Genomic DNA, 14,423 nt, shown 5'->3' with positions numbered 1-14,423 from the left:
CAGCGTCCACAACGCGAAGAATGGGAATGACTTCCTCGTCCATGGCGCCATCGTCGCAGACCGCCCAGGGCGAACGTTGCCTGATGCGGCACTAGTAGGGCTTGGTCAGGTTGGCTGGGGTCGTGTGTGTCCTTGGGCCCGTTGTGGCGTTGAGGATGTGTGACTCCGGACGAGATTGCTGCGGTGCGTGGTGAGTTGGAGACACTGTCGTGAGCCGCAATGGGCACCGTTTTCGCAGGCCAGATGCCTTGAGGCTGCGCTTTCACGCGGGAGTGAGGTGTGCGGTGAGCCAGTCCTGGAGTTCGCGGTGCCGGAACTGGTAGGCCACGCCGGAGATCCGCAGGAGTCCTGCCTCGTAAGCCCAGTTCAGGAAAGTGCCGAGGCGCCAGGGCAGTCCGCCCCGGATACAGAGCAGGAAGACCAGGTAGCGGCGGCCGGCCCCAGCGAGCCAATACAGCCCGACCGCGAACCCGACCGCGATCCCGAACACGAGCCCGCTGGCGAGCCCGACCGCAAGTCCGTTTGCAAGCCCGCCCCCCAGCCGTTCGGCGGGCCCGACTCCGAGCCCGTTCGCGAGCCCGTTCGCGAGCCCGCCACCGAGCCCGCCCGCGAGCCCGCTTGCGAGCCCGAACGTGAGATCGTCCCGCACCGGATGACGCGGGTCGGTCGGCGGAGCATCCTTCAGGCGTTCCACGAGCCCGAACGCGAGCCCGCCAGCCGGCCCGACCACGAGCCCGAACGCGAGCCCGACCGCGAACCCGACCGCGAGGCCGTTTGCGAGCCCGAGTACGAGCCCGAGTACGAGCCCGAACACGAGCCCGAACACGAGCCCGACCGTGACAGTCCGGGCGAGCTGGCGGCGGTGGGTTGGGCTGCGCAGCCGCTGGAGCTGGAACGTTTGAGGCTCTGGGACGCGAGGACGACTGGCCTGCCACATAGTCCCCAGGGCAATCAGCATGCCCGCTGGGGTGGCGATCGGTTGGTCGGGTGAGAAGCCGATTGGGACCTGGGACAGCAACAGGGTGGTTGAGGCGAGAGTGAGGAGGACGGTGAGCAGCGTGTCGGCGGTGCGGACGCGGCGGGGACCAGCCATGGGCCACAGCTGGTGGAGGACGATGTCGGTGCTGCTCGCGATGGATGCCGGTGTGGTGGTGGCGAGGTGGGCGGCGAGCGCGGCGAGCCATTGGTGGGCCTGGTCGGGGCGGTAGCGGCCAGCGCGGGTTGGGTGCTGGTGGGCGGCCGCGCGCAGGTAGCGGGCGAGGAGGTGGTCGCGGACCGCGCTGGGGGAGGCCAGGGTGAGCAGGTGGTCCGGTTCGCGGAGGTAGGCGAGGGTGTCGGGGTGGCGTTCTTCGTAGGCGGTGGCGGCCAGGTTGAGACGCCAAGGGGTGGCAAGGGAGCGGGCCAGGGTACCGCCGGGCGCGGTCGTGAGCGTGTCGATGACCAGCCTCCAACGGTCGGGGCTGGTGCTGCGGGCGGTGAGATATGCGGCGGCCTGGCCAGGGGAGACGGGGTCGAGCTGGATGCGGGCGGCCTCACGCATCCGCAGGTCCAGGACGGCCAGGTCCTCGTACTGGGTGGTGCGGCAGGTGAGGATGACCGGGGCGCTGCCGGTGGGGTCCTGGTAGACGTTGAGTTCCTCCAGGGCGCGGGCAGAACGGCGGCGGCCGGCCGCAGTGGCGTCGGTGTCCATCTCGTCCAGGCCGTCCAGGACCGGCAGGACGCGGTATCCGTCCACCATCGCGGTCGCGTCGGCGAGACTGACGCCTTGGTCCCGGAACTGCTGGTGGACCTGGTGGGCGAGCCAATCCTGAAAGGGCTGGTCGGTGTTCCAGCCGGCCAGGGAGAAACGGACGGGGACGGGGTCGGTGTCGGTGCGGCCGGGGTGAGTCAGCAGGCCGAGGATGAGGTCCAAGGCGAGCAGGGTCTTGCCCGCGCCCGGTTCACCGGTGACGGCCAGGCGGGCGGGGCGTAGGTTCTGGTAGTAGGCGACGATGTCGGTGAGGCGGCCGTGGGCGGCTGCGCCGGTCGCGTTGTTGGCAGGCTCGGTGTGCTGGTGGAAGGTTACGTCGATACGATGAGCGCCAGGCCCGATCAGCTGGGCGCGCTGCCGGGTCTCAGCCGCAGCCACGACAGCGGCCAGTGCTTTCACCTTTGCATCGGTGTCTGCTGCGGCCTCGCTGCGGTCGGCGCGATAGGCGGCCCATGCCAGGTAGGCGGCCGGGATGGTGGGGGCCAAGGCAACGAGCGTGGCGGCCAGCCGCGCCACCTGGAAATGCTGGGACAGCCACAGGGCCAGCGCCACGCTCACGACCTGCAGCACTGTATAGATGAAGGCTGGCCGGAGGGCCCCCGATCGTCTCATGTGACGCATGGTCGCCAGCCCGCTGAGTAACGGGCGGGCGATCGTCGCCTTCGGTTCCGGATTGTGACACCGAGGTGGCGGAGCCGATGCCGAATCCCGCGGGCCTGAAGCCATGGTGGAGAATCGCTGCCATGAGTGAGAACGTCTACTTCCAGGTTTCCGCGAACGGTGAGGACCTCGGCCGCATCGTCTTCCGGCTGTTCGACGACGTCGTGCCGAAGACCACCCGCAACTTCCGTGAGCTGGCCACCGGCCAGAACGGGTTCGGCTACAAGGGTGCGCCCTTCCACCGGGTCATCACCGATTTCATGCTGCAGGGCGGCGACTTCACCAACGGCAACGGCACGGGCGGCAAGAGCATCTACGGTGAGAAGTTCGCCGACGAGAACTTCCAGCTCAAGCACGACCGGCCGTTCCTGCTGAGCATGGCCAACGCGGGTCCGAACTCCAACGGCTCGCAGTTCTTCATCACCACCGTGGTAACCCCCTGGCTTGACGGCAAGCACGTCGTCTTCGGCGAGGTCGTCGAGGGCGCGGGCATCGTCAAGACGATCGAGGCGCTCGGTAGCTCCTCAGGCGCCACGGCAAAGAAGATCGTCATTGAGGAGAGCGGCGTCGTCCCCACCGTCTGATTAACGCTCGTTTGGGGCGCCTGTCCAGCGCCCCAAACGGGTGTCCACGTGCGCGTGCACCACGCGCCTTTTGGCCTACTCGCAGGCTATCCGGTGGTACGGCCCGCCCTGGTGGCGGCCGGCGTCGCCGTGGCGGAAGCCGGCGTGGCCCGGGACAGGGCCGGGCGCCGGCGGCTCCCGGCCCGCTGGTACCGCGCCAGACCCGGCCTCTTTCCGGGCGACGTCGCGATCTTCGGCAACCCAGGGCCCCGTTCGTGGCCCCACCCGGCGGAGTCGCGGGCGAGAGCTGTTGCTGCAGCTGACCAAGCCGGCCTGGAGTCCGCTCGGGAAGGCGAGAGCACCGACTATCTCGGCTCTGGCAAACACGATCCGGCGGGCGCGAACGGCGGCAACTTCCTGCGGTGCTCCGGAAAGCGCCTGCTCACCGACGTCGGACCGGTGGAGCGTGCCCTGTGACCGCGAGCCGGTTTTGACGGTCGCTTCCTCTGCCCGCCGTGCCTCGTTGAGCCCGAAGCGAGGGATCCAGGGGAAGGGGCGGGTCGATGAGGGGTGGGGAGCAGGATTTCGCTGTCCTCGGGGTGCTGGAGGAACGGGCGCGGGCGTCGGCGCATGGCTGGGTCCTGGACGCGGATGTGCTGCCGATGAAGCAGAGCGTGCGGGCGCTCGCGGACCGGGGGCTGGTGGAGATCGCCAGCAGGGAGGACCGGGCAGAGCTGTCGGCGTGGGAGGGCACCGCAGTCCTGTGGGCGGCCCGCCTCGCCCCGGCCGGCCACGACCTCCTGCTCTACGCCCGCTTGCGCCCCCGCCCCGAGACCCCCCAGGAGGAGCCGGGCCCGGAACATCGGCTGGTGAAGTTACGGCCGTCCCAGATGGCGGCACTGCGCCTGTTCGTGGGCCACGCCGACCAGTTGCGGGTGCCGCCGGCAGAAGGGCTGGTGGAGCGCGTATGTACGGCCCGGTGTGATCACGGGGCGAGGCGGTGGCTGCTGTATCTGACGGCTACGCAGATGGAGTCGGTGGCGTACGGGTTCTGGCTGCACCGGATGACCGGATCGGCGACGGAGGCCAACCACTTCACCCGCGACTACGGAATCACCCACCGCCCAGCCCCCGCATCCCTCACCCCGGCCCTCATCAGCAGGTCACCACCGGTCGGGTAGACAGGGACCGGTAGCAGGCATGGCCAGTTCGCCGACAAGTGTCTGTCCTTCACGAGGTGGCCCGTCACCGTGCGCTGCGCCTAGGAATAGGCGGGAGTCAGAACGCTGGGGCGTCACGGCCGGCGGGGCGGTCCTCGGGCTCGTCGCAGCGGAGGTCGTCCGGCCGAGATTCATCGGCCGGACGCGGTCGGTTACATCCGCGACCAGACCCGGCCCTCTCATGAGTATCCTCGGCGCCCGTACCAGGGCCGTGTCGGAAGAACGGGCCGTCGACCCCTGTGGTCAGCCCGCCGAAGCAGGCGAATCGGCCTGGCGGTACGCGTTGCCATCCCTGCCCAGCCGGGGAGCGTGTACGGCGGGTATCCGGACAAGGGTGTCCTCGAAGGCGCGCCGGTGGGGTGTCAGCGGTTACCAGGGGCGCGGCGGCAGGGGGTAGTCGTCGCGTGGGACGCCCTCCGGGAGGACCCCGGTCGCGGGCTTCGGCGAGGTCTCGCCTGGGTGGGCGAGATAGGCCCAGACCCCGCTGTCCAGCGGCGCTACAGCCCTTCATCGCCTGGCGGGCGCCAGGGCACCCCCGTGAGGGGGTGGCGGGGGACTAGGAGTATGTCGGGGCGGGGGTGGATCCTGAGCCGGCCAGCCCCACGGACCGGGCCCCGGGCCCGGCGGGGAGGTACTGGCCGACGGCGTGGCCGAGCAACCGGCGACGGGACCGGACGGCAGATTCACCGGGTGGTCCTCGGTGGCCGCCACGAGATGGGCCAGGGCGACTGCGACCGCCGCTTCCCAGCGACGGCTCCACGACCCGTCGGGTTCGACGGGTGGGACACGATGCTCAGCGCGTTCCAGATCGTCCCAGCCGGAAGGCGGACCGGCGGCGAGTCCCGAGGGGCGGCCCCGTCGGGTTCGACGGGTGGGACACGATGCTCAGCGCGTTCCAGATCGTCCCAGCCGGAAGGCGGACCGGCGGCGAGTCCCGAGGGGCGGCGTATGACCGCGTCGGGCTCGAGCCACACCGTCTGCCACATTCCGCAGTCGTCCATGCGGGCTGTCACGGGACGCCCGCACCCATCGCACGCCAGGTTTGTGCCGGCCCGGCCATCCACACCCTGGCAGTAGCCTTCGCACTTGTCGGGGATCAGGGTCATGGCCCGGGAGTCGCCGGGGGCGATGACGATCCTGTTCCGCGCGCCGAAGGAGACGCGGTGCACCGGCGCGAACATGCCCTGCCGGGCAGCCGCGTCCGCTCCGACCTCCTCCCACAGCCGCCAGGCGGTCCGGTGGGCTGGGGGTCGATGGCGTACGTCGCGGGCTCCATCAGCGGAGGGTGGACCGGCAGTGCGGGACAGGAAGGGTGTCCATTGATCAAGGACTCGCGGCCTTTCCGCCGACATGGCACCCGGTGGCCCGGCTACTTGATCAAGGCATTCGCGATAATGATCACCAGGCCGATCAGCATGTCCAGGCCCCCTGCCCGGCACGAGGACAGCCATCCGTGCCCGGCGGTGCGAGCGGCCCAGGCGCCCCAGCCGAACAAGGCGACGGTGTTGAACAGCAGGGCCGCGTCCACTGCCGTAGCCTCTGCCCACCACCCGGCTACCGCGCCAAACAGGATCCCCACCGTGGGCAGCACGGCGGCGACCAGGGGCCACTCGGCGAGCACCAATCGCAGTCTGCTCGTGGTGGCTGCCCTGCCGACGGACGCACGCTGGGCGATGACGTGTGCGTACCCATGGGCAGCGCCGGATGCCAGCGCGGTAAGCAGGACCCACAGCGCGTCCGAACCGGGATCGGCCGTCTCGCCCGTCGCGTCCAGCGCGGCTACCAGGGCGCTGGCCAGCACCAGTCCGTAGATGCCGCTGAACAGCGACTGCTCCGGCGGCCGGTGCCGCGAGATCCGCTTCGGTGCGACCCTCTCGGGGCGGACATGGCCGGGCCGGTCGGGCATCGCATCGCCTCGCGTGCGGGTAGAAGGCTGGGTCCGCACATGCTCACTCGTGTGACGTCAGGGGACACGACGCCACGCGCTGCTCGCATGTTTTGTGCCCGTGAGGGGGTACAGGCGCTCGGCATGGTCAACCTCGCGGCGCAGGGCGAGACGTCGGCACTGACCGCTCCTGAGTACAGCCCACGCCTGCTACCACCCTGCTACCATGAGGTGTGACCACGAAAAAGCAGACGCAGGTACGGCTGGACGAGAACGTGCTGGAGGCCGGCAAAGCCGCCGCGCGCTCTCGCTCGCTGGACTTCAACAGGTATGTGGAGCGGCTCATCATCGAGGACACCACCGGCGCCCGTGCCGCCGGTATGGCGGCCGCCCAGCGGCTCATCGATGAGCAGGGCGCGTTCCTCGACGACCTGGAGCAGCAGTTTGACGCTCCGTACACCCAGCAGCAGCCGGACGTCGCCGCGTGATCCTGCACGTCGACGAGTCCTGGATCCTTGAGGTAGCGGAGCGGGCCGGGCATCGCGATCCGGCCGCCGACGACTACGGCGTGCCCATCGCCGCCGTCGCCCGCCACCGCGGCGAACTCCTCGACACTCCCGTCTACGACGGAGTCTTCGCCCGCGCTGCCGCCCTGGTGCACACCCTGGGCCGCTGCCGGTGGCTGGAACGCTCCAACCTCACCGTCGCCTGCGCCGTCGCCGTCATGTATCTCGAGGCCAGCAACATCCCCGTCAGCCCGACCCGCGAACAGCTCACCGCCCTCGCCCACGAGCTGAACAGCCCCCGCTGCACCGCCGACCGGATCGCGTCCTTCCTGCGCACCTGGAAACCTTGATCCGGACGGGGCATTGATCGTTTTCGGGCCGCGCCAGGTCAGTCAACGATCACCCGGCTACGTTCGCTGAAGACTTGAAGGGGCACCCGCCGTCCGTCGGCCGCTGCCCCTTTCGTCTTGCGGGTGGCGAGGGTAGTGGTCACGACTGACCCGCAAGCCCACCTCATCACGCTTGGCGCGGGCCTTGGGGAACCGGCGAGCGAGTTCCGGCCCGCCGCCAGTTCCGGCACGTACTTGTAGACCGTAGTCCGGGAGACGCCCAGCAGCTTCGCAATCGACGTGATCGTATTCTCCGGATCCGTCAGCAGAGCACGGGCGTGCCGAACCTGCGCTTCCGTCATCGCAGGCGGCCGGCCGATGCGTTCCCCGCGGGTCCGCGCCGCCGCCAGGCCCTCGTGGGTGCCCTGAACGATGAGTTCGCGGATGAACTCCGCGAGCGCGGCGAACACGTGGAACACCAGGCGCCCGCCCGGGGTCGTGGTGTCCAGCGACTCGTGCAGCGACTGGAAGCCGATCCCGCGCTTCCGCAGGCCGGAGACGATCGAGATCAGATCTTGGATCGAGCGGCCCAACCGGTCGAGGGAGGGCACCACCAGGGTGTCGCCGGGCCGGAGGTAGTCGAGGCACTTTCACAGTTCCTCGCGCTCGGCATTCTTGCCCGACTTTTTGTCGGTGAAGACCCGCGTGCAGCCGGCCGCCGTCAGCGCCGCAGCGTCCCGGTCGTGGGTGAGGCTGGCGCCGTGGGCCTGCTGCTGCAAGGCCATGATGCGCACTTTCGGCACCAAGAGGTGCGAGTCCTCCAGCGCGGCCCCGCACAGGTCGATGACCGCATGCCCGTCGCCGAGGTCGGTGCGCACCTGCGCATGGTTGACGAGGGAGTAGCCGATCAGGTGCGGATCCCTCGACCGCATCGCGATCTCCTGGGTGACGCCCCGCCAGAACGCGGCGCCGTCCATGTCGCCGGCGTCCTGGTACAGCCAGCCGACCAGCGCGGCGTACGCGGCCCCGACTCGAAGGAGCCCTCGGCGGGTGTCGCCCTTCGCCGAGCGCACGAGCTTGTCGATCAGCTGGTACTGAGCGGACACGGTGCCGATCAGGTCGTGCGGGCCGAGGAACATGTCCGCCCGGTAGTGCCCTTCCAACTGGGTCTGGAAGTAGTCGATCAGGGCGGGGTCGACGTGCTGCGGGGCGACCGGTCCCGCGGCGAGAGCTGACGCGGTGACCGAGGTGGGAAGGCGACCGCCTCCGGTTCTGGTAGAGCAGCGCGTTGACTACCTCACGCAGGTCGCAGGATCCCGGGTCCCCGGTCGCCGACCGAGCCACCCGCTCCTGCTTCCACGCCGTGACCAGCGGCTCGATCAACGCCCACTGCTCGTCGGACAAGTCGGTTGCGTACGGCATCCGTTCCATGCCCGCGACCCCATCATGCACACGACATGACGTGAGGACGGAACAGCCCCATCACCCACGAACGAGCGACACCACATAATTAGGAACGGGACTTAACGCCCTCTGAGAAGTGGTGTCCGGGCTCCCACCTGATCCGGACGTTCGTCCCGGCGTCGGAGTGAGTGTCTGGATACAAGAACGGCCACCGGCTGATTGAACGAGCCGGGCCGCCATGGCCTTCATGGCCCCGGGCCGGCCGTGCGGGAAGCGCTCCCGCCCCTCCGGCGTCAGCACTCGTCGTCGGTGTACGGCACGGCGGCTCCCCGTCCCCCTCACCAGTTCGCCCCGGATGGTGAGGGGGATGCCCGGCCACGATGGGCAGGTCACCGGCCAATGTCGGAACGTGACCGGCACGACCGGCTGGGTGCGGTCAGTGCCTGTCCTGTTGCTCGTTCTCCTCGTACTCCGCCGGCTGACGCCGAGGGTTCGCGGTGGCGTTCCACCTCCGCGACCAGGCCGTCCGCCGCACCGGTCGTCCCCGCCACGGCCGCCGCGCGTACCGGCGTGGGCGTGGGCCGTTCACTTGGTGGCAGCCCGCGCGCGTGCGGCCTCGCGGACCGCGGCCACGTTCTTCTTGCCGTTCCGCGAGCCGTTCAGCTTGGCCATGATGTGCTCTCGGACGGTGACCGGTTCGTAGGCGAGACCGTGGTCCGCGTCGAGAAGGGCGGGCAGTGTCTCGATGACCGCGTCCGGGTTCCCGTCGTGGAAGAAGGCGGCCGAGCGGCGCCGCAGGATCGTCCCGTCGACGATGGGGGGCTTGACGCGGTGCAGCGTAGACATCCACCGGTCGTTGGTCAGCCGGGCCGTGAGATCGCCGAGGTTGACCAGCAGAGCGCCGTCCGTGGGCGCCACGTCATGCCAGGTGCCGCGCCGGTCGAGAACCTGGAGCCCCGGGGCTTGGTCGGCCCACAGCACGGTGACGATTCCGTAGTCGGTGTGCTCGCCCATGCCGATCAGCTCGCTGTCCAGGTCCACGGTGCCTTCGGGCAGGGCGTAATTGTTCATACGGAGCACGTCGATGGAATGTCCGGTGAGCGCGTCGAAGAAGTCCGGTGTCAGCCCGAGGGCGTCCGCGAAGATCCGCGTCAGTGTGCGTGCCACCCGCGAGGCGTGACCGAAGTAGGCCTCCACCCGCGGCGTGAACCCCTCGATGTCCGGCCACACGTTGATCCCGAAGTCGTCCTCGGAAAGGCCGAGTTCGGACGGGAAGGAACGCGCCTCGACACCGACGTTGAAGGCCTCGAAGAAGTCGTTCATCCTCGAGGCCGACTCCAGGCCCAGGCTCAGGCTCAGCGACTCGCTCTTCGGCGGGCTGTACCCGCGGTTGGCGCCGCCGTCGACGCGGTACACCTTCTTTGCCTCCAGCGGCAGTGCGAAGAACGCGTCCATCGCCCCCTTCAGGCCGTCGAGCGCGCTCTGCGGAACGCCGTGCCCGAGAACCTGGATGAACCCCACCTCGGCACACGCGGCATCGATCAGCCGTGCCACGTGCCCCCGCTCCTCATCCGTACCGCCACCCACGTAGGGGGAGATGTCGACGGCCGGCACGGTGAACATGGGCATGGAGGTGGCAATGTGAGACTTCACTGTCCTACGTCCTTTCAGACTGTGGTCATGGGGCGAAGGGCCACTGGTCGGCCCGGGTTCGGGGGTGGAGCACGGTCGCGCGGCATCCGCTTCCTCTCGGAGCCACTGCTGAGAGCGACGGCCAACCCGACTCAGGAGAGAAGCCCGACGTCTCCCCGTATCTCCTTCACCACGGCCATCCCTGCCCGGAGCGCGGCGACAGGATCAGCCGCCTCGTCCAGCTCGATGAGCACGATGTCGGCGCCGGGAGTGAGTGACATCGCGGCGGCCCATGCCTTCCAGTCCACGATGCCTGTACCCAGCTCGGCCATGTAGGGCTGCTGCTGAGCGAAGACCGTTTCGTCGATGGTGAGTTCGACATCGATCGGCTTGACCGCGTCCTTCCAGTGCGCCAGTGCGATGCGCTGGGAGTGGCGACGCGCGACGGTGACGGGGTCGCCTCCCCCGAGTGCGATGTGGCAGGAATCGGGGCACAGCCACACGTAGCGCGGATCGGTCAGAGCCATGAACAGGTCGATGTCCCTCTCGTACCAGAGGGTGCTGTTGGACTCGGTGTGGAAGGCGAGCTTCACACCGTGCTGTGCGACGGCCTCACCGACGATGTGGGCGATGTCGGCCATCCGGGTCATGTACGCGGCGTCGACGAAGAAGGGTGGGCGCGTCCCGAACGTCGCACGCATGGGCAGCCCGGCGACGAGAACTTCGCCGCCCACGTCGGCGAGGAAGGCCGCACGTCGCTCGGCGTCGGCGACTATCGCGGGCAGGCTGTCGCTGTCCCGCCAGTCGGGGCATTCACTCTCGGCGATGAAGGCGCTCACGACGGACAGGCCTCGGGCCTGCAACTCATGGCGGAACGACGGCGCGTCGCCGAAGGCGCGCAGGACCGATTCGATGTCGCCCGGCGCGAAGGTCAACTCGATGCCGGTGACACCGGCATCGGCCAACACGTCCATCGCCCGGTGCCAGAAGCGCTCGGGGTTCTTGACGGCCCAGTCGCGAAAGGCGTCGGCGGATTCGAGGCTCCAGAAACCTGGGTGGTAGAAGGTCACGATGTCGGTGGCGAAGCGTGGGGCCACGGGGGGTGTCTCCAGTCGGATCGGCGGTGTCATTCGGCGCCTGCGCGCGCGTTGTAGACGACGATGCCGTCGGCGTCGACGGCCTCCCGGTAGCCACGGAACACTGCGAGCGCCTCGTCCCGGAGCACGTCCCGCACGACCTCGATGCCGCGTGCCTGGAACTGCTCGGCCCAGTCCGCGCCGAGCGGGCCCTCGTCGAACGTGGTGATCTCCTCCAGTTCCGGGCCGTCGCCGGCGACCACGAGGCCGCGCACCCCGGACCACATCGCCGCGCCGTAGCACTGGATGCACGGACGCCAGTTCACCACCAGCTCGTGCGCCTGCATTCCGTCACCGCCGAGGTCCCAGCCACCGGTCGCCGTCTGGGCCAGTCCGAGGGCGACGACCTCGGCGTGTGCGCTGGAGACGCCGGAGGCGAGTACGACGTTCACGCCGACCGAGACGATCCGGCCTGTGTCCCGCTCGGCGACGAGTGCCGCGAACGGGCCGCCGTTGCCCTCACGCCAGTTGCGGTCGGCCAGGCGGTGCACGAGGCGCATCCGGTCGTCCCGGTCGGGAATGACTGCGGGGACGGCGGCCAATTCGTCGTCGATCCAGGTCGGGAGCACCACCCGGTATTCCCTTGCGAAGTCGATCACGTTCGGACTTCCTCTCCATGTGCGGTGAGCGCGGCGGTCCGTGCGGCGACGGCCCTGGCAGCCCGCACCGCCGTCACCGCGCCGGTCAGGGTGACATTGGCGGCCATCGCGGTGGGGATCACTCCGTTGCCGGCGAGGTACAGGTTGTCGAAGCCCCACACCCGGCCGTCCGGGCCGCACACACTGGTGCCGTCGTCGGCCGGGCCGGACCGGACAGTTCCGGTCAGGTGCAACGACGAGCCGGGCGGGAGCAGCGCGCGTTCCGTCGCGGGATCGAAGGCGCCGAAGTCCTCGGCGATCGACTGGATCTCGTCGAGTGCCCGGCCGAGCAGTACGCGGTCGGCATCGGAGTAGCCGAACTCGACACCGATCCGGGGCATCCCGGCGAGGTCGGTCTCGGTCGGCGAGAACACCAGCCGGTTCTCGGGGCGTGACTCGACGGGTACGTACAGCGAGAGGCCCACGGAGTGGGCGAGGGGGCGGCCCTCTTCGTCCACGTACGTTCGATTCATGATCTGGCCGTGGAACGGCTGCGCCGCTCCGTTCTGGGGCAGCCAGAGCGAATCGGTGCTGGACTCGCCCGCGCGCGGCAGGGGCAGGGCGTCGAGGTCGATGCCGAATCGGCCGGGGTCGAGCAGTACGCGGGCGGTGATGAACGCGTGCTCGTTGAGGTAGCGGCCCAGTGCCTCGGGCCGGATGCCCGAAGCGAACAGCAATTGCGGGGTGCGCAGGGCGTCGGCGCACACCACCACGGCATCCGCGAGGAGCCGCGACTCGGCACCGTCCGCGATGCGACGCAGCCGGGCGCCGGCGACCCGGCCGTCCGAGACGATGAGGGCCGTCGCGAGGGTACCGGTCAGCAGAGTGAAGGCCGGGTCCGCGCCGGTCGCCATCGCGGGGAAGATCGTCCCCGGCGCCGTGCGTGGCAGAGGGCCCGATGCCGGCGCGGTGACGGCCATGGGCATCGGCTGCGGCCGCCGGTCGTCCGGTCCGATGCCGTCGAAGCGCCGGCGCAGTGCGTCGAGCACGATCCGTCCGACGTCGGTCGGTCCGATCGCGGACGGGGTGACCGCGAGCAACCGGCGCGCGGTGTCCAGATCCGTCGCCCAGCGGGCCGGGTCGCCGAAGTCGAACACCTCGTCCCCGGCGGGCCACGGTGTCGCGGCGGTCCAGTGCACGCCCATACCGCCGGCGTTCCACGCGAGTGCTGTCGCGGGCATCGCCTCGGCGTCCTCGCCGAAGGCGAGCGCGTGGAACATGCCGGGTGTCAGGTCGTTGAGACTGCCGGCGACGTCGCGTACCACCTCTGCGCCGGTGTACATGCCTTGGATGCCGGTGCCGACCCGTTCGTTGTAGCGCGACCAGAGAGCCGGATCGTCGACATCGTGCAGGTGCAGGCCGGGGACCTCGCCGATCGCGCTTCCACCGTCGACCATGGTGATGTCCAGCGCCGGATCGGAGTCGCGCAGCAGTCTGGCCACGACTGATCCCATGATGCCGCTGCCCACGACGAGGACGTTGGTGCGAGTGGTGCCGGTCAAGGGGAGACTCCTGTCCTGTACTGCTGCCTGGTACTGCTGTCTTGCTTCTGCAGGTGGTGAGCGGTTACGCGCTCGGGGCGAGCGGGCCGAACAGCTCGGTGTCCATCGAATCGAGTGCCAGCTTGACGGCGCCGATGAGGTCGGCGTCGCGGCCCAGACACGTGGCACGCAGCTCGACCGCGGGGGTGCGGGCGTCGTGCATCGCCTTGCGCACCCGGGGCAGCAGCACATCGGCCGCGTCCTCCAGACCCCCGCCGAGCACGATGAGCGACGGCGCGACCGTCCACGACAAGGTCGTGAGGATCGACGCGATGTTCTCCACGAATTCGTCCACCTCGGCGAGCGCTGTCGCGTCGCCGGCACGAGCCGCGTCGAAGCGGTCGAGCGCGATCCTGCGTCGATCCGGTTCCGGTGAGGTGAGCCCTGCCACCGGACGGTTCTCCAGCGAGCCGGTCGGCATCGACACCGCCTCGACGATCTCGCCGGCCGCACCGTCGAGACCTCGGTGCACGGCGCCTCGGATGAGGATGCCGAGGCCGGTCCGGTTCCCGAGTACGGCCCATACGACGTTGTCGTGGTCGCCGGCCACACCCCGCCAACGCTCCGCGAGTGCACCGAGATTGGTGTCGTTGTCAGCGAACCAGGGCACCCGGACCCGCCTCGCGAGTTCTTCGGGAAGGTTCACGCCTTCCCACCGCGTCGTGTGCACCAGGCGCCGTACGACTCCGTCGTCGTCGATCGCGCCGCCGCCCGCGACAGCACCGGCCCGAAGACGGTTCGCCGACCCGCCCGCGTCGTCGAGCGCCTCCAGCACCAGGGCCGCCGCGTCGTCGAGCGTGGACTGCGGATCCTGGTAGGCGCGTAGCGGCCGGTGCGCTCGGCCGACGACCCGGCCGCGTACATCGGCGATGACCGCGGACGCGTCCAGAGTGGTGATGCGCACGGCCGCCAGCAGCGCGTGTTCGGCCCGCAGTTCGTACCGGCGGGCCGGGCGCCCGGCACAGCCGCTGGTCGGCACGCGGTCCAGCTCGGTCACCCAGCCCGCCTCGACGAGGGAGTCCAGGACGACCTCGATGGTGCGGCGGGAGAGGCCGACCTGCTCGGCGAGCTCGGTCAGCGTGATCGGCCCGGCCGACACGGCCAGTGCGCGCAGGATGACCGAGGTGTTGATGCGTCGGACGGCGCTCTGGTTCATCCC

14 protein-coding genes and 2 pseudogenes are annotated in these 14,423 nt (G+C 69.8%); 5 read left to right on the top strand and 11 right to left on the bottom strand.

Annotation, left to right across the window (positions count from 1 at the left end; translation table 11 throughout):
- Window positions 1-262 precede the first annotated feature (262 nt).
- Window positions 263-2,362: an NACHT domain-containing protein gene (locus ACWCRJ_RS42865; protein ID WP_450944404.1), complete on the bottom strand. Its 2,100-nt coding sequence runs from the start codon at window positions 2,360-2,362 to the stop codon at window positions 263-265.
- Between the two features lie 131 nt (window positions 2,363-2,493).
- Between ACWCRJ_RS42865 and ACWCRJ_RS42860 the strand changes: the two genes are divergently transcribed.
- The 3 genes from ACWCRJ_RS42860 to ACWCRJ_RS42850 all read left to right on the top strand — a co-directional run bounded on the left by ACWCRJ_RS42860 (window position 2,494) and on the right by ACWCRJ_RS42850 (window position 4,154).
- Window positions 2,494-2,994, top strand: coding sequence for a peptidylprolyl isomerase (locus ACWCRJ_RS42860; RefSeq protein ID WP_450944403.1), 501 nt, complete (start codon window positions 2,494-2,496; stop codon window positions 2,992-2,994).
- Window positions 2,995-3,042: 48 nt separating this feature from the next.
- Window positions 3,043-3,450: a hypothetical protein gene (locus ACWCRJ_RS42855; RefSeq protein ID WP_450944402.1), complete on the top strand. Its 408-nt coding sequence runs from the start codon at window positions 3,043-3,045 to the stop codon at window positions 3,448-3,450.
- Between the two features lie 86 nt (window positions 3,451-3,536).
- Window positions 3,537-4,154, top strand: coding sequence for a DUF6417 family protein (locus tag ACWCRJ_RS42850; RefSeq protein WP_450944401.1), 618 nt, complete (start codon window positions 3,537-3,539; stop codon window positions 4,152-4,154).
- Window positions 4,155-5,562: 1,408 nt separating this feature from the next.
- On the opposite strand, the gene ACWCRJ_RS42845 is transcribed toward ACWCRJ_RS42850, so the two are convergent.
- Window positions 5,563-6,099, bottom strand: a complete 537-nt coding sequence (locus ACWCRJ_RS42845; RefSeq protein WP_450944400.1) for a hypothetical protein — start codon at window positions 6,097-6,099, stop codon at window positions 5,563-5,565.
- Window positions 6,100-6,311: 212 nt separating this feature from the next.
- On the opposite strand from ACWCRJ_RS42845, the gene ACWCRJ_RS42840 reads away from it, so the two are divergent.
- A complete protein-coding gene (locus ACWCRJ_RS42840) occupies window positions 6,312-6,566 on the top strand; it encodes a hypothetical protein (protein WP_450944399.1) in 255 nt (84 codons plus the stop codon).
- A complete protein-coding gene (locus ACWCRJ_RS42835; protein WP_450944398.1) occupies window positions 6,563-6,934 on the top strand; it encodes a fic family toxin-antitoxin system, toxin component in 372 nt (123 codons plus the stop codon). The genes ACWCRJ_RS42840 and ACWCRJ_RS42835 overlap by 4 nt, the downstream gene beginning before the upstream one ends.
- 38 nt (window positions 6,935-6,972) lie before the next feature.
- Here the strand turns inward: ACWCRJ_RS42835 and ACWCRJ_RS42830 are convergent, their stop codons facing one another.
- The 9 genes and pseudogenes from ACWCRJ_RS42830 to ACWCRJ_RS42790 form a co-directional block, all read right to left on the bottom strand.
- The gene (locus ACWCRJ_RS42830; RefSeq protein ID WP_450944407.1) at window positions 6,973-7,293 is read right to left on the bottom strand and encodes a helix-turn-helix domain-containing protein; all 321 of its coding nucleotides are present in this window, start codon (window positions 7,291-7,293) and stop codon (window positions 6,973-6,975) included.
- Window positions 7,294-7,308: 15 nt separating this feature from the next.
- Window positions 7,309-7,551: pseudogene (locus tag ACWCRJ_RS42825) on the bottom strand (recombinase family protein); the annotation flags it as partial.
- A 12-nt stretch (window positions 7,552-7,563) separates the two neighbouring features.
- Entirely contained in the window at window positions 7,564-8,052 is a 489-nt protein-coding gene (locus ACWCRJ_RS42820; RefSeq protein ID WP_450944397.1) for a hypothetical protein, read from the bottom strand.
- Between the two features lie 127 nt (window positions 8,053-8,179).
- Window positions 8,180-8,344, bottom strand: a pseudogene (locus tag ACWCRJ_RS42815) (transposase); the annotation flags it as partial.
- Window positions 8,345-8,902: 558 nt separating this feature from the next.
- Window positions 8,903-9,970 carry an isopenicillin N synthase family dioxygenase gene (locus ACWCRJ_RS42810; RefSeq protein WP_450944396.1) on the bottom strand — a complete coding sequence of 356 codons (1,068 nt, stop codon included), beginning with the start codon at window positions 9,968-9,970 and terminating at the stop codon, window positions 8,903-8,905.
- A 131-nt stretch (window positions 9,971-10,101) separates the two neighbouring features.
- A complete protein-coding gene (locus ACWCRJ_RS42805) occupies window positions 10,102-11,046 on the bottom strand; it encodes a sugar phosphate isomerase/epimerase family protein (RefSeq protein ID WP_450944395.1) in 945 nt (314 codons plus the stop codon).
- A gap of 29 nt (window positions 11,047-11,075) precedes the next feature.
- Window positions 11,076-11,684, bottom strand: coding sequence for a nucleoside deaminase (locus ACWCRJ_RS42800; protein WP_450944394.1), 609 nt, complete (start codon window positions 11,682-11,684; stop codon window positions 11,076-11,078).
- Window positions 11,681-13,225 (bottom strand): GMC oxidoreductase, encoded by a 1,545-nt coding sequence (locus ACWCRJ_RS42795; protein ID WP_450944393.1) that lies wholly within the window; start codon window positions 13,223-13,225, stop codon window positions 11,681-11,683. The genes ACWCRJ_RS42800 and ACWCRJ_RS42795 overlap by 4 nt, the downstream gene beginning before the upstream one ends.
- A 64-nt stretch (window positions 13,226-13,289) precedes the next feature.
- On the bottom strand, window positions 13,290-14,420 hold the full coding sequence (locus tag ACWCRJ_RS42790) for an ROK family protein (RefSeq protein ID WP_450944406.1): 1,131 nt from the start codon (window positions 14,418-14,420) through the stop codon (window positions 13,290-13,292).
- Window positions 14,421-14,423 lie beyond the last annotated feature (3 nt).

It is taken from the genome of Streptomyces sp. NPDC002324, assembly GCF_053593335.1.
This window is presented reverse-complemented; position numbering and strand designations above follow the sequence as displayed.

Bases quoted from the DNA above. Each gene is read 5' to 3' on its own strand.
- ACWCRJ_RS42860 (WP_450944403.1), top strand. From the start codon at position 2,494: ATGAGTGAGAACGTCTACTTCCAGGTTTCCGCGAACGGTGAGGACCTC.
- ACWCRJ_RS42850 (WP_450944401.1), top strand. From the start codon at position 3,537: ATGAGGGGTGGGGAGCAGGATTTCGCTGTCCTCGGGGTGCTGGAGGAA.
- ACWCRJ_RS42790 (WP_450944406.1), bottom strand. From the start codon at position 14,420: ATGAACCAGAGCGCCGTCCGACGCATCAACACCTCGGTCATCCTGCGC.
- ACWCRJ_RS42820 (WP_450944397.1), bottom strand. From the start codon at position 8,052: ATGTTCCTCGGCCCGCACGACCTGATCGGCACCGTGTCCGCTCAGTAC.
- ACWCRJ_RS42845 (WP_450944400.1), bottom strand. From the start codon at position 6,099: ATGCCCGACCGGCCCGGCCATGTCCGCCCCGAGAGGGTCGCACCGAAG.
- ACWCRJ_RS42865 (WP_450944404.1), bottom strand. From the start codon at position 2,362: ATGAGACGATCGGGGGCCCTCCGGCCAGCCTTCATCTATACAGTGCTG.